The organism is Streptomyces sp. NPDC088354 (assembly GCF_044753585.1).
In the GTDB taxonomy this organism is placed as follows: domain Bacteria; phylum Actinomycetota; class Actinomycetes; order Streptomycetales; family Streptomycetaceae; genus Actinacidiphila.
This window is the reverse complement of record NZ_JBIVNJ010000018.1, coordinates 110,711-127,381: the sequence shown is the minus strand read 5'-3', so window position 1 is coordinate 127,381 and position 16,671 is coordinate 110,711. Positions and strand designations below refer to the sequence as shown.

Sequence of the window (16,671 nt, the reverse complement as noted above, 5' to 3'; positions counted from 1 at the left end):
CAGACTTCCTGGGGCACACGGGCGGGAGGGCGGGGAGAAAACCTACCCGGACCGCCAGCGCAGCGTCACGCGGCCGGCACCCGCACCCCCCGCCGCCACACGGCGGAAACCAGCGGCACCCCCGGCCGGTACGCAAGATGAACATGCGAAGGCGCATCCAGCAGCACCAGATCCGCCCGCGCCCCCGGCGCCAGGTGCCCGACGTCCTCGCGCCGCAGGGCCCGCGCCCCGCCCCACGTGCCCGCCCGCACCGCCTCGTCCGGGGTCATCCCCATGTCACGCACGGCCACGGCCACGCAGAACGGCATCGAGCTGGTGAAGGAGGAGCCGGGGTTGCAGTCCGTGGACAGCGCGACCGTGACCCCCGCGTCGAGCAGCCGGCGGGCATCGGGGTAGACCGCGCGGGTGGAGAACTCGGCGCCGGGCAGCAGGGTGGCCACCGTGCGGCCGCTCGCGAGGGCGTCGACGTCGGCGTCGGTGAGGTGCGTGCAGTGGTCGGCCGAGGCCGCGTCCAGTTCCACGGCGAGCCGCACACCGGGGCCGTGACCGAGCTGGTTGGCGTGGACGCGCGGGACCAGGCCGCGGGCGGCGCCCGCGGTCAGGATCGCGCGGGCCTGGTCGCCGTCGAACGCGCCGCGCTCGCAGAAGACGTCGACCCAACGCGCGTACGGGGCACAGGCGTCGAGCATCGGGCCGGTGACGAGGTCGACGTACCCGGCCGGGTCGTCGGCGTACTCGGGGGCGACGATGTGCGCGCCCAGGTACGTGACCTCGTCGGCGTGGTCGCCGGCGATGCGCAGCGCGCGGGCCTCGTCGTGCGGGGTGAGGCCGTAGCCGGACTTGGTCTCGATGGTCGTGGTGCCCTGGCGCAGCGCCTCGGCGACGTAGCGGGCGACGTTGGCGTGCAGTTCCTCGTCGCTCGCGGCGCGGGTGGCGGCGACGGTGGTGCGGATACCGCCCGCGGTGTACGCCTGGCCGGACATGCGGGCGTTGAACTCGCGGGTGCGGTCGCCGGCGAAGACCAGGTGCGAGTGGGAGTCGACGAAGCCGGGGAGCACGGCCCGTCCGGCCGCGTCGTACGCCTCGTCGGCGGCGGGCGCCTGCGCGCTGGGGCCGACCCAGGCGACGTGCTCCCCGTCGATGACGACGGCGGCGTCCTCCAGCAGCCCGAGCGGCCCCTCGCCGAGCGCCGGGTCGTTGGTGACCAGGCTTCCGATGCCGGTGATGACGCTGCTGCTCATGACGGGTTTCCTTCATCGGCGAGTTCGGCGGTGCCGGCGGAGAGGTCCGCGATCGCGGCGCGGAGCGCGCCGCCCACGTCGCGCACGAACTGGTGCGAACCGTCGCGGACGATGTGGCGGCCGCCGACCACGGTGTGCCGGACGTCGGCGTTGGTGGCGGCGAAGACCGCCGTCTCCGCGCCGAGCCCGGGCGGCGGGCCCGCGGTGCGGGCGGAGTCCAGGGCGACGGTGGTGAAGTCCGCGAGCGCGCCCGGCTCCAGCCGGCCGCCGTCCGGCCAGCCGAGGCAGGCGTGACCGTCGGCGGTGGCCGCGCCCAGGAGCGCGGCGGCCGTCCAGTGGCCGCGGGTGCGGGTGCGCAGGCGCTCGTCGAGCTCCATCGCGCGCGCCTCCTCGAACAGGTCGATCACCGCGTGGCTGTCGCTGCCGAGGCTGAGCGGGCTGCCCGCCTCCTGCAGCGCCCGGGCGGGGCCGATGCCGTCGGCGAGATCGCGTTCGGTGGTGGGGCACATGCAGATCGTCGTGCCGGAGCCGCCGAGCAGCGCGATGTCCTCGGCGGTGAGATGCGTGGCGTGCACGGCCGAGGTGCGCGGGCCGAGCACGCCGTGGTCGGCGAGCAGCCGGGTGGGGGTGACACCGTGCGCGGCCTGGCACGCCTCGTTCTCCGCGGGCTGCTCCGACAGGTGCACGTGCAGTGGGGCCTCCCGCTCCCGCGCCCAGCGCGCGACGGTGCCCAACTCCCCCGCGGGGACCGCCCGCACCGAGTGCACGGCGGCACCGATCCGGACGTGCGGGCCGTCGCTCAGGGCGGACGCGCGCTCGGCCCAGGCTTCCGCGTCGCCGTCGCTGAAGCGCAGTTGGTGCGGCTCGGGGGCGGCGCCGAAGCCCGAGGACAGGTAGACGGTGTCCAGGAGCGTGATGCGGATGCCGGCCTCGTGGGCGGCGGCGATCAGCGCCTCCCCCATCGCGTTGGGGTCGGCGTAGGGCGCGCCCCCGGGCCGGTGGTGGACGTAGTGGAACTCGCCGACGCAGGTGATGCCGGCCAGTGCCATCTCCGCGTACACCGCCTTGGCGAGGGCGAAGTAGTTCTCCGGCGTGAGCCGCCCGGCGACCGCGTACATCACCTCCCGCCAGGTCCAGAACGTGCCGGCGCCCGCCTGCACGGTGCCGCGCAGCGCCCGGTGGAAGGCGTGGCTGTGGGCGTTGGCCAGGCCCGGCAGGGTCAGCCCGGGCAGCGTGATCGCGCCCACCGGTGGAGCCGGGACGTCGGTGCGCACCGCGCCGATCCGGCCCTCGGCGGTGGTCTCCACGACCACGCCCGGGGCCACCCGGCCGCCGGTCCAGGCGTACTCGGCCCAATAGCTCTGCGGGGTCAGTGACACGCCAGGCCCTCCAGTACGTCGGCGAGTGCGGTCACCCCGGCCAGGCAGTCGTCCTCGGTCGCGGTCTCCGCCGGGGAGTGCGAGACCCCGGTGGGGTTCCGTACGAACAGCATGGCGGTCGGGACCGCCTCGGAGAGGATGCCGGCGTCGTGTCCCGCGCCGGTCGGCAGCACGGGCACCGTCCCCCCGCCGTCGGCGGTGGTACTCCCGCCGAGCAGCTTGGCGAGCCCGTCGCGCAGGTCGTGGGCGAACTCCACGACCGGGGTGAACGACTCGCGGGTCACGCTGACCGCGACGCCGTCGCGCTCACCCTGCTCCACCGCGGCGTGCTCGATCTCCGCGACGAGTCCGGCGAGGGTCGCCTCGTCGGGCGCGCGGGAGTCCAGCCATCCGCGGACCAGGGAGGCGATGGCGTTGACACCGTTCGGCTCGACACCGACCTTGCCGAAAGTGGCCAGCGCCCCGGCGAGCCGGGCCCTCTCGCGGGCCGCGAGCACGGTGCCGGCGTATGTCAGCATCGGATCGTGGCGGTCGTCCAGGCGGGTGGTGCCCGCGTGGTTGGCCTCGCCGTGGAAGTCGAACCGCCAGCGGCCGTGCGGCCAGATCGCCGAGGCGACGCCCACCGCGTGCGGCGTGTCGGCGAGCGCCCGGCCCTGCTCGACGTGGAGTTCGACGAACGCGCCGATCCGGGCGAGGCGTTCGGGGTCGGGGCCGATCGCCTCCGGGTCGTACCCGGCGCGTTCCATGGCCTGCGCGAGGGTGACGCCGTCGCCGTCGCGCAGTGCCCGCGCCTTCTGCGCGGTGAGCTGCCCGGCGGTGAGCCGGGAGCCGACGCACGCCAGCCCGAAGCGGGCGCCCTCCTCGTCGCCGAAGTTGACGATCGCCAGCGGCTTCGCCGGGCGGGCGCCCCGGGCGCGCAGTTCGTCCAGGGCCGCCAAGGACGACACCACGCCGAGCGGTCCGTCGAAGGCGCCGCCGTCCGGGACCGAGTCCAGGTGCGAACCGGTGACGACGGCGTCCCCCGCGGCGGGGTCGCCGAGCCAGGCCCACTGGTTGCCGTTGCGGTCCACCTCGTACGCCAGGCCGCGGCTCTCCGCCTGCGCCCGGAACCAGGCGCGGCAGTCGGTGTCCGCGCCGGTCCAGGCGTAGCGGCGGTAGCCGCCGGAGCCGGAGTCGCGGCCGATCGGCCGCAACTCCGTCCACATCTCGTGGAACGAGGCGATCACGCCTCCCCGCCTTCCGCGCCCTCGCGCATCGGGACGCGCACGCCGCGCTCGGCCGCGACCTCCTCCGCACGGTCGTAGCCCGCGTCCACGTGCCGGATGACGCCCATGCCCGGGTCGTTGGTGAGCACGCGGCGGATCTTCTCGCCCGCCAGCTTGGTGCCGTCGGCGACGGTGACCTGGCCGGCGTGGATGGAGCGGCCGATGCCGACGCCGCCGCCGTGGTGGATGGAGACCCAGGACGCGCCGGAGGCCACGTTGACCATGGCGTTGAGCAGCGGCCAGTCGGCGATCGCGTCGGAGCCGTCGAGCATGGCCTCGGTCTCGCGGTACGGGGAGGCGACGGAGCCCGCGTCGAGGTGGTCGCGGCCGATGACCACCGGGGCGGCAAGGGTGCCGTCGGCGACCATCTCGTTGAAGCGCTCGCCGGCCTTGTCGCGCTCGCCGTAGCCGAGCCAGCAGATCCGGGCGGGCAGGCCCTGGAAGTGGACGCGCTCGCCGGCCATCTTGATCCAGCGGGCCAGGGACTCGTTCTCCGGGAAGAGTTCCAGGATCGCCTTGTCGGTCTTGGCGATGTCGGCCGGGTCACCGGACAGCGCGGCCCAGCGGAAGGGGCCCTTGCCCTCGCAGAACAGCGGGCGGATGTAGGCGGGGACGAAACCGGGGAAGGCGAACGCGCGCTCGTACCCGGCGAGTTGCGCCTCGCCGCGGATGGAGTTGCCGTAGTCGAAGACCTCGGCGCCGGCGTCCTGGAAGCCGACCATCGCCTCGACGTGCTTGGCCATCGCCTCGCGGGCCCGCTGGGTGAACTCGGCGGGCTTCTCGGCGGCGTAGGAGGCCATGTCCTCGAAGTCGACACCGATCGGCAGGTAGGCCAGCGGGTCGTGCGCGGAGGTCTGGTCGGTGACGATGTCGATCGGGGCGTCCATGGCCAGCAGCTGCGGCACGAGCTCGGCGGCGTTGCCGAGCACGCCGATGCTGAGCGCCTTGCGCCGGTCGCGCGCCTCGGTCGCCAGCGCGAGGGCGTGGTCCAGGGAGTCGGCGCGCACGTCCAGGTAGCGGTGCTCGATGCGGCGCTCGATGGCGCGCGGGTCGACGTCGATGCAGATGACGACGCCGCCGTTCATGGTGACGGCGAGCGGCTGGGCGCCGCCCATGCCGCCGAGGCCGGCGGTGAGCGTGATGGTGCCCGCGAGGCTGCCGCCGAACTTCTTCTCCGCGACGGCGGCGAAGGTCTCGTACGTGCCCTGCAGGATGCCCTGGGTGCCGATGTAGATCCACGAACCGGCCGTCATCTGGCCGTACATGGTCAGGCCCAGCGCCTCCAGGCGACGGAACTCCTCCCAGGTGGCCCAGTCGCCCACGAGGTTGGAGTTGGCGATGAGCACGCGCGGCGCCCACTCGTGGGTCTGCATCACGCCGACCGGGCGACCGGACTGGACGAGCATCGTCTCGTCCTGCTTCAGCCCCTGCAGGGTGCGGACCATCGCGTCGAAGGACCGCCAGTCGCGGGCGGCCTTGCCGGTGCCGCCGTACACGACGAGCTTCTCGGGGTGCTCGGCGACCTCCGGGTCGAGGTTGTTCTGCAGCATGCGCAGCGCGGCTTCCTGCTGCCAGCCCTGTGCGGTGAGCGCGCTTCCGCGCGGTGCGCGCACGGTCCTCGGTCCGCTGCCGGTTGCGGTCATGCCCCTGCCTCCTCGCGACTGGATTGAATCATTCACATCCTTGCCTGGTGAATAGCCCCAGTCAACCGGGTCTGTTCCCCTGAGGGAATTGTCCGCCCGCGTCACCATGGAGGCATGAGCCAACGGGCGAACGCCCTGCGCGCCGCCGTCGAGCAGGGGCTGATCGGACCGGAACGGCCGGTGGCCGGCCTGCTGGACCTCGACGGGATCCGCGCCTCCGCGGCCGCCCTGCGGGACGGCTTCGCGACGCCCGGTGTCGAGGTCACGCACACCTTCGCCGTCAAGGCCGCCTCGCTCGTACCAGTGCTGCGCCTGCTCGCGGAGGAGGGCATCGGGGCCGAGGTCGCCAGTCCCGGGGAACTCGCGCTGGCGCGGGCGGCGGGCGTGCCACCGGACCGCGTCGTGCTGGACTCCCCCGCCAAGACGCCCGCCGAGCTTGCCGAGGCCCTCGCCCTCGGTGTCGCCGTCAACGCCGACAACTTCCAGGAACTCGCCCGGCTGGACCGGCTCGTGCGGCCGGGGACCACCGCGCCCCTCGGGCTCCGCGTCAACCCCCAGGTCGGCGGCGGCAGCATCGGCGCGATGAGCACCGCGACCGCCACCTCGAAATTCGGCGTCGCCCTGCGCGACGAGGGCGCCGCCGACCGGGTCGTCCGGGCCTTCCTCGACCGCCCCTGGCTCACCCGCCTCCACACGCACACCGGCTCGCAGGGCGTCCCCCTGGACCTCATGGCGGCCGGCGTCCGCGCCGCGTACGAACTCGCCGAGCGGATCAACCACGAGGCCGGCCGGCAGCAGGTCCGCGTCATCGACATCGGCGGCGGCCTGCCGGTGGACTTCACCTCCGACGACGCGCGGCCCACCTTCGCCGAGTACGCCGCGGTGCTGCGGGCCACCGCCCCCGGGCTCTTCGACGGGCGCTACGGGCTGGTCACCGAGTTCGGCCGCGCGCTGCTGGCCCGGCACGGCACGGTCCTCGCGCGCGTGGAGTACGCCAAGTCGGCGGGCGGCCGGGCCATCGCGGTCACCCACGCCGGCGTGCAGGTCGCCACCCGCACCGTCTTCGCCCCCGGGGCGTGGCCGCTGCGTGTGCTGGCGCTCGACGGCAAGGGCCGCCCGAAGCAGGGCGACCCCGTCCTCCAGGACATCGCCGGCCCCTGCTGCTTCGCGGGCGACCTCGTCGCCTCCGCCCGCGCCCTCCCCCTGCTGGAGGAGGGCGACCACGTCGCCCTCCTCGACACGGGCGCGTACTACTTCTCCACCCACTTCGCCTACAACTCCCTGCTGCGCCCCGCCGTCCACGGCCACACCGGCGACCCCCCGCGCTTCCGCACGCTGCGCCGCGCCCAGACCCTCGCGGAACTCGTCACCGAGTCCGGCGGCTGAGCGGCGCGAGGCTTCCCCGGGCGACGGATGCCCCGCATCCAGGGCCGCGCAGGCCCCGGCACCCGTACCGCACCTGAACCACGGGCACGGAGACCGGGCCCACGGCAGTTCCGCACGCCCATCGGGGCCGGGACGGCCCGGCCGGTGCCTGCCCGGCTGCGTGGCTGCCTGGCTGTCGCAAGCGGAACGGGCCAACGCGCCGCGCAGCCGGGCAGGCCGGACCGGGCACGTCATCCGACGGAGCCCTCGACCCGTCCCGGTCCCGCAACGCGACACCGCACTGGCGCACATCGCCGGAACACCCACCCCTCCGGCGGCAGGACGGCCGCACAGCACCGCCGCCGCGAGCCGAACCCGCGCACGTCGCCCGACGGGGAGGCCCGGGGCCGCGCCCGTACCGCGTCCGCCCGCGGCGCAGCCGCGTCAGCGGGCGGCGGCGGGGAGGCGGCGGCGGGTGCCGCCGGGGCCGGCGTCGCCGGCGACGGGGCCGGTGGCCTCGTACGAGGGGACGGACGGTGCGGCCGGGCCGCGGCCGGCGTGCTCGGGGCGGACCCAGAGCAGTTCGTCGTGCGCACGCTCCCAGCGGCCTATGCCGACCGCCTTGGCCCACAGGCCCGCACCGAGGCCCGCGAGCAGCATCCCGGCGGCCGCCGGGACGGCGACGCTGGAGGCCAGGGCGACGGCGAAGGCGCCCAGCAGCCACCAGCGGCGCGAGCGCGCCCAGCCGCGGGCCGTTACCCGGCGGTCCTGGAGGTACACGGACCGGGGGGCACGCCCCGCCTGCCCGGCCAGCGCCACGTACCGCCGCCGCCGGACGAGGAAGGCGGCGAAGGCGGCCACCACGAACAGGGCGGCGCCGCCGAGGACACCGATGCGCCGCCCGGTCAGGCCGGGGAGGAAGACCCCGATCCCCGCCGCGACGACGCCGAGCCACCACAGCCAGCGCGCCGCCGCCCGCACCAGAACCGCGACCCTCGCCAGCACATACGTTCCGCGTACCACGTCCTGCCCCTCCTCCGCGCTCCGCCGGATGTCGAGGAGGGAGATTACTCGGCGAACATCAGAATTCCGTGAGGAGAACTCACTCCACGAAAAGACCCGCGGCCGCCGCCTTCGCGTCGAACTCCTCCAGCCGTGCCTGGGCGTCCGGCAGCCCGTCGCACATGGCCTCCAGCAGCACCCGCCCCAGCAGCATGGGGGCGCACGCGGTGTCGAAGGCGAGGCCCGTGCCCACCGCCGCGGGAAGCAGGATGTCGGAGTGCGCCGCGACCGGCGCGAAGGCGCTGTCGGCCACGGTCACGACGGTCAGACCCGCCCCGCGGGCGTACGCGAGCGCCTCGACCACCTCGCGCGGGTGCCGCGGCAGCGCGAAGCACAGCAGTGCGCTCGCGCCGGCCAGCACCGCCGCGTCGACGCGGTCGGCGAGCATGCTGCCGCCCTCGTCGAGCAGGCGCACGTCGGGATGGACCTTGCCCGCGAAGTAGCCGAAGCCCCGCGCCTGGGCGGCGGCCGCGCGCAGGCCGAGCACGAGCAGCGGGCGGGACCCCGCCAGCAGCGCCCCGGCACGGGCGACGGGAGCCGGGTCGGCGAGGAGCGCCGCGAGGTGCCGCAGGTTCTCGATCTCGGCCTGGACGGCCTCCTGGTACTCGTTGTACGTGTCGCCGGCCGGCCGCCCCTCGGGCACCGCGACGGGCACGACCTCCCGCAGGTGGCGGCGGAGGGCGGGGTAGCCGTCGAAGCCGAGGGCGACGGCGAAGCGGGTCACGGAGGGCTGGCTGACCCCGGCCAGCTCGGCGACCTCGACGCTGGACAGGAAGGGCGCGTCGGCGGCGCGCCGCACCAGGCAGTGGGCGATCCGGCGCTGGGTGGGCGTGAGGCGGTGGGCCTCGAACAGCTTCATCAGACGCGCCGACGCGGTGTCGTTGTCCGTCGACATCTGGCCTCTCCCCGTCCGGTTCCCGCTGTTCCCGCTGTTCCCGCTGCTCCGCGGTTCCCGCTCTTCCGGCAAGCCTGCCATGCCTGCCCGCCCGCGGACCTACGCGGGCGGCAGCAGCTTCTTCTGCGGCTTGCCCATGGCGTTGCGCGGCAGTTCGGCCAGGAAGCGCACCTTGCGGGGGCGCTTGTGCACCGACAGGTGCCCGGCGACGAAGTCGATCAGTTCCCGCTCGGTCGTCCCGTCGGCGACGACGTACGCCACGATCTCCTGGCCGAGATCCGCGTGCGGGACACCGACCACCGCGGCCTCCCTCACGGCGGGGTGGTCCAGCAGCGCGTTCTCCACCTCGCCGGCGCCGATCCGGTAGCCGCCGGACTTGATCAGGTCGGTGGAGGCCCGGCCGACGATCCGGTGCATGCCGTCCGGGTCGACCGCCGCGATGTCCCCGGTGCGGAACCAGCCGTCCTCCGTGTACGACGCGGCGGTGGCCTCGGGCCGTCCGAGGTATCCGTCGAAGAGCGTCGGGCCGGTCAGCTGAAGTTCCCCGATCTCCTCGCCGGGCTCGGCCGCGATCCGGGTGCGGACCCCCGGCAGCGGCAGGCCGACGGAACCGGGGCGCCGCTCGCCGGAGGCGCGGGTGCTCACCGTGATCAGGGTCTCCGTCATGCCGTAGCGCTCGACGGGCCGCTGCCCGGTCAGCGCCTCCAGGTCCCGGAAGACCGGCGCGGGCAGCGGCGCGCTGCCGGACACCAGCAGCCGGGCGCCGGCGAGCGCCTTCGCGGCCTCCGGGTCGGCGGCCACGCGGCCCCAGACGGTGGGCACGCCGAAGTACAGGCTGCCGCCCGCCTCCGCGTACGCCCGCGGGGTAGGGCGCCCGGTGTGGACGAGGCGGCTGCCGGTGCGCAGGGCTCCGAGCACGCCGAGCACGAGTCCGTGCACGTGGAACAGCGGCAGGCCGTGGACGAGGGTGTCCAGCGCGGTCCACTCCCACGCCCCGGCGAGCGCGTCGAGGTCGGCGGCGATCGCGCGGCGCGGGACGAGGACGCCCTTGGGGGCGCCGGTCGTGCCGGAGGTGTAGAGCACGAGGGCGGTGGTGTCCGGGCCCGGTTCGGGGCCGTCGAAGGCGCGGGCCTCGGCGAGGTCGACCGGGGGCGCCTCGACCGCCCCGGAGTCCGTGAGGATGTGCCCGCGTTCGGCCGGGCCGGCGTCGGGCGGCACCGGCACCACCGGCACACCCGCGAGCAGCCCGCCGACGACCGCGACGACGGTCTCCAGGGTGGCGGTGGCGTGCACGGCCACCGCCGGCGCCCCGGCGATCCGCCGCGCCACGGCCCCGGCCGCGGCCAGCAGCCGTTCGCGGGAGGTGGCCGCCCCCGCGACGACGAGCGCGTCGGGGCGGTCGCCGTGGTCGTCGTACAGCGCGGTCAGCAGGGGCCGGGATGCGGTCACGGCACGACCCTACTGGCGAGGGGGGAGCACCCCTGAGAAGGTTCGGGGGTTTCCCCCAGTGCCACGGCACGCCGTCCTCCGTACGGTGGCGTCATGGACGCCCGCGACCCAGAGCTGAAGAAGGAATTCGCCGCCACCCTTCAGGCGCGCAAGGACCTCGGTGAGGAGTACGAGTCGGCACTCGTCGACTCCTTCCTGGAGAAGATCGACCAGCGCATCGACGCCCAGGTCGAGCGGCGTGTGCGCCGTGAACTGGCGGAGCACCAGACGGCGTTCGCCCGCGCCGGCCGCCAGGTCGGTCCGCGCGGGAGCGACGAGGGCCGCGGCCGTTTCGGCGCCCGCTACGGCTTCGCCGGCTTCTCCCTCATCATGGCCATCCCGCTCTCGGCCATCGGCGCCAGCGAGCACCTGCCGGGTCTGCTCATCGCCTGGGCCGGGATCGTGGGCGTCAACGTCGCCCAGTCCATGGGGTGGCTGTTCACCGAGCGCGAGCAGGAGCGGCGCGCCCGCCGCAGGAACGCGGACGCCTGGGAGGACTGACCCCTGGCGTCAGTCCGCGAGCAGCGCCACGACGCGCTTCGCCGCCGTCTCGTCGCGGGCCGCCGCGAACTGCTGCGGCCCGCCCGCCATGCGGAAGGGCAGCCCGTCCGCGGACAGGACCGTGCCGCCCGCCTCGGCGACGAGGAGGACGCCCGGGGAGTGGTCCCAGGGGTTGTCGTAGGCGTACGTGGCCGCGTCGAGCCGGCCCAGGGCCACGTCGAGGTAGTCGCAGCCGGCAGAACCGCTCGCGCAGGGCTTGATCCCCTGCCCGGCGCCGAGGTCGTACAGGGCCCGGTGCTGGTGGGGGGTGAGGTTGGCCGGGCGGGCCCCGGCGACCAGCAGCACCTCGTCCGGGCCGCTCCCGACGGCCGGCAGCCGCAGCGGGCGCCCGCAGGACCGCGCGCCCGCGCCGCGCCGCGCGGTGGCCAGGACACCGTCGACCGGCCGGTACACCCAGCACGCCAGCAGCTCGCCGCCTGCGGCGAGCGCGACCTGGGTGACGAAGGAGGCGTCGCCGCGGACGAAGTTGGAGGTGCCGTCGACCGGGTCGATGATCCAGACCGGGTCCTCGCCCAGCCAGGCGTCCAGGAGCCCGGGGTCGGCGTGCACGGCCTCCTCGCCGATCACCGCGGAGCCGGGGAGCAGTGCGGTGAGCGTCCGGGTGAGGCGTTCCTCGACCCGGCGGTCGGCGATGGTGACCAGGTCCTGCGGCCCCTTCTTCTCACTGATGTCGCCCGCGGCGAGCCTCCCGAAGCGGGAGAGCGCCTCCTCGTCGGCGACGGCGCGTACGGACTCCTCGACGGCGGCGAACATCTGTGCGTTGATCACGCGGTCTGCTTACCAGAAGAGCGGCCCGCGCTTGCACGCGGGCCGCTCTTGGACGCATTGCGCGGGGACCGCCGCACCCCCGGTTGCCCGGGGGGCGGGACGACGGCGGTCCCCGCGAGGGACGCGGGCCCGGTCAGGGCCTGGCCTCACGTCCTGGGGTCACCAGGGAAGTCCGGGAGCCGCTCCGGAGGTCCTTGGCGCCACATCCAGCTGTCGGCGGGCCGGTCCGGGACTTCCCGCCCGTCCTGCTGACACCGACCAATCTGCCGGAGCCGTGTTAAGACCGTGCTGCGCTGACGTGACGCGGGTGTACCACTTCCGCGAAACCCTGGTCGCTCCCGGCGGAGCGCCCCCGGGGTGCGGTCACTTGGCGGTCTCGGCCAGGAAGGCCAGCAGGTCCTGCCTGCTCACGACGCCCGTGGGCTTGCCCTCGACCAGCACCACGGCCGCGTCGGCGGTGCCGAGGACGGCCATCAGGTCGGCGACCGGCTCGCCCGAGCCGACCTGCGGCAGCGGCGCGCACATGTGCCGCTCCAGCGGGTCGTCGAGGGTGGCGCGCTGGGTGAACAGCGCGTCCAGCAGCTCGCGCTCCACGACGGAGCCGATGACCTCGGCGGCCATGACGTCGGGGTGGCCGGCGCCCGGCTTGACGATCGGCATCTGGGAGACGCCGTACTCGCGCAGCACCTCGATGGCCTGGCCGACGGTCTCCTCGGGGTGCATGTGCACCAGGTGCGGCAGGCCGCCGTCCTTGCGGTCCAGGACGTCGGCGACGCGGCCCTGGCCGCCGCCCTCCTCCAGGAAGCCGTAGTCGGCCATCCACTCGTCGTTGAAGATCTTGGACAGGTAGCCGCGGCCGGAGTCCGGCAGCAGCACCACGACCACGTCGTCCGGGCCGAGCCGCTCGGCCACGCGCAGCGCCGCGACGACCGCCATGCCGCAGGAGCCGCCGACCAGCAGGCCCTCCTCCTTGGCCAGGCGCCGGGTCATCTGGAAGGCGTCCTTGTCGGAGACGGCCACGATCTCGTCGGCGACGGTGCGGTCGTACGCGGTGGGCCAGAAGTCCTCGCCGACACCCTCGATCAGGTAGGGGCGGCCGCTGCCGCCGCTGTAGACGGAGCCCTCGGGGTCGGCGCCGATGACCTGGACCCTGCCGTCGGAGGCGTCCTTCAGGTACCGGCCGGTGCCGGAGATGGTGCCGCCGGTGCCGACGCCCGCCACGAAGTGCGTGATCCGCCCCTCGGTCTGCTCCCACAGCTCGGGACCGGTGGAGTGGTAGTGCGAGGCCGGGTTGTTGGGGTTGCTGTACTGGTCCGGCTTCCAGGCGTTCGGGATCTCGCGCACCAGGCGGTCGGAGACGTTGTAGTACGAGTCGGGGTGCTCGGGGTCCACGGCGGTGGGGCAGACCACGACCTCGGCCCCGTAGGCGCGCAGCACGTTGATCTTGTCAGTGGACACCTTGTCGGGGCAGACGAAGACGCACTTGTAGCCCTTCTGCTGGGCCACGATCGCCAGTCCCACGCCCGTGTTGCCTGAGGTCGGCTCCACGATCGTGCCGCCCGGCTTGAGCTCGCCGCTCTTCTCCGCGGCCTCGATCATGCGCAGCGCGATCCGGTCCTTCACCGAGCCGCCCGGGTTGAAGTACTCGACCTTGGCCAGGACGGTGGCCTGGATCCCTGCGGTCACGCTGTTGAGCCTCACGAGCGGGGTGTTGCCGACGAGGCTGATCATCGAGTCGTGGAACTGCACCATTGTCTCCGGGTTCTCCGAGATTGTGAGGCCAGGGTAAGCGGTTTTCGCGCGCCGGGCCGCCCCCTGGGGAGGCGGCCGCCGCACGCTTCACATTGGTGTTACGTACGCCCCGGTAGGTCCGGATGTAGAGTCGCACCGTGGCGCGATCACGACACGTCGCACCTACGACACCGGGCCTGTGAAACCGGGGGGTGAGCCATGACCGAACGACACCCGAAGCGCACCGGGGCCGGCACGGACACCGCCGACTACGCCGCCGCGCTGAGCGGTCTGGCCGCGGTGGAGTCCGGCCTCGCCGCCGTACGCGAGCGGCTCACCGCACTCGCCGCCGCCCGTCCGTCACGACCGGCCGAACCGGTGATGCCCGGCGGCATCGCCGAGGTGGTCCACGGCGAGGCCGAGCAGCAGCACATCGTCGAGCAGCTCCAGCGCGAGGCGCGCAAGGAGGTGCTGACCTTCGTGCGGCCGCCCTACGTCTCCTCCGAGGGCAACATCGTCCAGAAGGAGCGGCTGGCCTCCGGGGTCGAGTACCGCTCGCTGTACGAGACGACCGCGCTGGTCTACCCGGGTGCCGCCGACATGCCCGGCTTCGTCGAGCCGGGCGAGCTGGCGCGGGCCGCGCCGACCGTGCCCATGAAGCTGATGATCGTCGACGCGGAGCGGGCCCTGCTGCCGCTGTCCGGCGGCCGCGACCGGTCGGTGGTCTCCTCCGCCGGGCTGCTGCTGCTGCATCCGTCCGTGCTGGTGGACGCCCTGCTGGAGCTGTTCGAGGACCGCTGGCTGCGCGGCACGCCGCTGCGGATGCCCGCGGTGGGCGACGCGGAGGATGACCCGGAGTTCCCCGGCTCCCCCGAGCTGGACGAGCAGCTGCTCTCCCTGCTGATGTCAGGGCTGCCCGACAAGGCGATCGCCTCGCAACTCGGCATATCCCTGCGCACGCTGCAGCGCAGGATCCGCTCGCTCATGGAGTCCACGGGCACCGCCAACCGCACCCAGCTGGCCTGGTTCGTGGCGCAGCAGCGCCTGACCTGACGACGGTTGCGCCGGGCATCGGACGGGGCAACAAGGTGTTGTAAGCAATGCGGGCCGACGGGGGCCCGTGCGCGGCACGGGAGGTGGACCTTGTCCAGGGCAAGGGTGGCGCGGCGGATCGCGACGGCCGCCGCGTACGGAGGAGGCGGGATCGGGCTCCTGGGCGGAGCGGCGGTCGGCCTGGTGCTGACCGAGGCCGCGCTCGCCCGCCGCGTTGTCGGCGGCTCGGACGCCATCCCCCCGCGCGCGGGCGGCCACTACGGCGCCGCCTTCGCGTTGAGCAGCAGCGAACGCCCCCTCGTGCTGGCGCTCACGGGCGACTCGACGGCGGCGGGCCAGGGCGTCCACCGGGCGAGCCAGACGGTCGGGGCGCTGCTCGCCTCCGGCCTGGCCGCGGTGGCCGAACGTCCGGTGCGGCTGGTCAACGTCGCCAACCCCGGCGCGAAGTCCGACGACCTGGCCCGCCAGGTCGATCTTCTGCTGGCCCCGGACGCGGGCCCCACGCCCGACCTGTGCGTGGTGATGATCGGCGCGAACGACGTGACCCGGCGGATGCCGCTGGCGGTGTCGGTGCGGATGCTGTCCGACGCGGTGGGGCGGCTGCGCGAGGCGGGCGTCGAGGTGATCGTGGGCACGTGTCCCGACCTCGGCTCGGTCGAGCCGGTCTACCAGCCGCTGCGGTGGATCGCCCGCCGGCTGAGCCGGCAGCTGGCCGCGGCGCAGACCATCGCGGTGGTCGGGCTCGGCGGCCGTACCGTGTCGCTGGGCGACCTCCTGGGGCCCGAGTTCGAGTCGCGGCCGCGCGAGATGTTCGGCCCGGACAACTACCACCCCTCCGCGGAGGGGTACGCGACCGCCGCCATGGCGATGCTGCCGACCCTGTGCTCCGCGCTCGGGCTGTGGCCCGAGGATGACGAGCGGCCTGACGCGCGCCGCGGCGAGGGCTTCATGCCGGTCGCCCAGGCCGCCGCGGAGGCGGCCGGCGAGGCCGGCACCGAGGTCGCCGCCGCTTCCGGCAGTGTCTCCGGTCCCCGCGGCCGCTGGGCCCTCCTCAAGCGGCGCCGTCGCCGCCGTCTGCCCGACGCCGCCGATCCCACGCTCGCCGCCGAGGCGGCCGAAGCCGCCGCGGCGGCTGCCGAGGCCGCCCAGAACTGACGCCCGGCCCCGCAAGGGCCCCCGGGCGGGCCTCAGCGGGGCTGGTTGAAGCGCAGCAGGTTGCCCGAGGGGTCGCGGAAGGCGCAGTCGCGAACGCCGTAGGGCTGGTCCATCGGCTCCTGGAGGACTTCCGCGCCCGCCGCGCTGATGCGCTCGAAGGTCGCGTCGCAGTCGGGGGTCGAGAAGATGACGGCGCGGAGCATGCCCTTGGCCATCAGCTCCGACATCGCCTGCTTGTCGGCGGGCGAGGCGTTGGGATTGGCGAGCGGCGGTTCCAGCACGATGCTGACGCCGGGCTGCGCGGGTGAGCCGACGGTGACCCAGCGCATGCCCTCGAAGGAGACGTCGTTGCGGACCTCCAGGCCCAGGACGTCGCGGTAGAAGGCGAGTGCCTTGTCATGGTCGTCGACGGCGATGAAGCACTGTGAAAGCGTGATGTCCATGGGCCTCACGCTAGGCCCTGACGCCGCATCCGCTCCTCCGGCCGCGGCTAAAAGGTTCCGCCCTGTGCGGTGTGCGCCGCACGACGGGGAGCCGTCAGCCGTTCTCGTGGCCGGCCCGCTCGGACGACGCGGCCACTCCCCCGGCCGGGAGCGGGGCGACTACCTGGGCCCGGGAGGGGCCGGCCGCACCGTTCCTGACGGGGCGGGTGAACATCTTGGCCACGCACGCCGGGATCGCCGCGCCGTGCGCGTGGTCGCGTGCGCGGTACGCGCTCGGGCTCTCGCCGACCAGTTCCGTGAAACGGGTGCTGAAGGACCCCAGCGAGGTGCAGCCGACGGCGAAGCACACCTCGGTGACCGACAGGTCCCCGCGCCGCAGCAGTGCCTTGGCGCGCTCGATCCGGCGGGTCATGAGGTAGCTGTACGGCGTCTCGCCGAACGCGGCCCGGAAGCTGCGCGCGAAGTGACCGGTGGACATCAGGGCGCCGCGGGCCAGCGCGGGCACGTCCAGGGGGTCCGCGTAGTCGCGGTCCATCGCGTCCCGTGCCTGCCGGAGCCGTACCAGGTCCTCGGAGTTCACCCGGACAGCATCCCATGGCCGCCACGGGCTAAGCGGGCGCTC

Annotated in this window: 15 protein-coding genes; 4 read left to right on the top strand and 11 right to left on the bottom strand. The window is 74.5% G+C overall.

Translation table 11 applies throughout. The annotated features are described in order from the left end of the window. Window positions 1–65: 65 nt before the first annotated feature. The 4 genes from hutI to hutU are packed head-to-tail and all read right to left on the bottom strand — an operon-like array spanning window position 66 to window position 5,528. Window positions 66–1,241: an imidazolonepropionase gene (gene hutI, locus ACIP98_RS24945; RefSeq protein ID WP_401978001.1), complete on the bottom strand. Its 1,176-nt coding sequence runs from the start codon at window positions 1,239–1,241 to the stop codon at window positions 66–68. Continuing rightward, complete coding sequence (locus tag ACIP98_RS24940; protein WP_401977999.1) at window positions 1,238–2,620, bottom strand: formimidoylglutamate deiminase; 1,383 nt, start codon at window positions 2,618–2,620, stop codon at window positions 1,238–1,240. The genes hutI and ACIP98_RS24940 overlap by 4 nt, the downstream gene beginning before the upstream one ends. Continuing rightward, window positions 2,611–3,825, bottom strand: coding sequence for an allantoate amidohydrolase (locus ACIP98_RS24935; protein ID WP_401978018.1), 1,215 nt, complete (start codon window positions 3,823–3,825; stop codon window positions 2,611–2,613). The genes ACIP98_RS24940 and ACIP98_RS24935 overlap by 10 nt, the downstream gene beginning before the upstream one ends. A gap of 17 nt (window positions 3,826–3,842) precedes the next feature. Beyond that, on the bottom strand, window positions 3,843–5,528 hold the full coding sequence (hutU, locus tag ACIP98_RS24930) for a urocanate hydratase (protein ID WP_319661647.1): 1,686 nt from the start codon (window positions 5,526–5,528) through the stop codon (window positions 3,843–3,845). A gap of 114 nt (window positions 5,529–5,642) precedes the next feature. Between hutU and ACIP98_RS24925 the strand changes: the two genes are divergently transcribed. Next, entirely contained in the window at window positions 5,643–6,914 is a 1,272-nt protein-coding gene (locus ACIP98_RS24925) for a diaminopimelate decarboxylase (RefSeq protein WP_401977997.1), read from the top strand. Between the two features lie 423 nt (window positions 6,915–7,337). On the opposite strand, the gene ACIP98_RS24920 is transcribed toward ACIP98_RS24925, so the two are convergent. The 3 genes from ACIP98_RS24920 to ACIP98_RS24910 all read right to left on the bottom strand — a co-directional run bounded on the left by ACIP98_RS24920 (window position 7,338) and on the right by ACIP98_RS24910 (window position 10,281). Next, window positions 7,338–7,916 (bottom strand): hypothetical protein, encoded by a 579-nt coding sequence (locus tag ACIP98_RS24920; RefSeq protein ID WP_319661649.1) that lies wholly within the window; start codon window positions 7,914–7,916, stop codon window positions 7,338–7,340. A 79-nt stretch (window positions 7,917–7,995) separates the two neighbouring features. Continuing rightward, window positions 7,996–8,850: a MurR/RpiR family transcriptional regulator gene (locus ACIP98_RS24915; RefSeq protein ID WP_319661650.1), complete on the bottom strand. Its 855-nt coding sequence runs from the start codon at window positions 8,848–8,850 to the stop codon at window positions 7,996–7,998. Window positions 8,851–8,949: 99 nt separating this feature from the next. Continuing rightward, window positions 8,950–10,281 carry an acyl-CoA synthetase gene (locus tag ACIP98_RS24910; RefSeq protein ID WP_401978016.1) on the bottom strand — a complete coding sequence of 444 codons (1,332 nt, stop codon included), beginning with the start codon at window positions 10,279–10,281 and terminating at the stop codon, window positions 8,950–8,952. 111 nt (window positions 10,282–10,392) lie between these two features. Between ACIP98_RS24910 and ACIP98_RS24905 the strand changes: the two genes are divergently transcribed. Then, window positions 10,393–10,839, top strand: coding sequence for a hypothetical protein (locus tag ACIP98_RS24905; protein WP_319661652.1), 447 nt, complete (start codon window positions 10,393–10,395; stop codon window positions 10,837–10,839). A gap of 9 nt (window positions 10,840–10,848) precedes the next feature. Here the strand turns inward: ACIP98_RS24905 and ACIP98_RS24900 are convergent, their stop codons facing one another. Both ACIP98_RS24900 and ACIP98_RS24895 read right to left on the bottom strand, forming a co-directional pair. Beyond that, window positions 10,849–11,667, bottom strand: coding sequence for an inositol monophosphatase family protein (locus tag ACIP98_RS24900; protein ID WP_401977995.1), 819 nt, complete (start codon window positions 11,665–11,667; stop codon window positions 10,849–10,851). A 363-nt stretch (window positions 11,668–12,030) separates the two neighbouring features. Beyond that, window positions 12,031–13,416, bottom strand: a complete 1,386-nt coding sequence (locus ACIP98_RS24895) for a cystathionine beta-synthase (RefSeq protein WP_319661805.1) — start codon at window positions 13,414–13,416, stop codon at window positions 12,031–12,033. Window positions 13,417–13,617: 201 nt separating this feature from the next. On the opposite strand from ACIP98_RS24895, the gene ACIP98_RS24890 reads away from it, so the two are divergent. Continuing rightward, on the top strand, window positions 13,618–14,451 hold the full coding sequence (locus ACIP98_RS24890) for a LuxR C-terminal-related transcriptional regulator (RefSeq protein ID WP_319661654.1): 834 nt from the start codon (window positions 13,618–13,620) through the stop codon (window positions 14,449–14,451). A 105-nt stretch (window positions 14,452–14,556) separates the two neighbouring features. Beyond that, on the top strand, window positions 14,557–15,606 hold the full coding sequence (locus ACIP98_RS24885) for an SGNH/GDSL hydrolase family protein (protein ID WP_319661806.1): 1,050 nt from the start codon (window positions 14,557–14,559) through the stop codon (window positions 15,604–15,606). Between the two features lie 32 nt (window positions 15,607–15,638). Here ACIP98_RS24885 and ACIP98_RS24880 read toward each other — a convergent pair whose 3' ends face one another. Next, window positions 15,639–16,049 (bottom strand): VOC family protein, encoded by a 411-nt coding sequence (locus tag ACIP98_RS24880; RefSeq protein WP_319661655.1) that lies wholly within the window; start codon window positions 16,047–16,049, stop codon window positions 15,639–15,641. Window positions 16,050–16,143: 94 nt separating this feature from the next. Next, window positions 16,144–16,584, bottom strand: coding sequence for a helix-turn-helix transcriptional regulator (locus ACIP98_RS24875; protein WP_401978014.1), 441 nt, complete (start codon window positions 16,582–16,584; stop codon window positions 16,144–16,146). Between the last annotated feature and the right edge of the window lie 87 nt (window positions 16,585–16,671).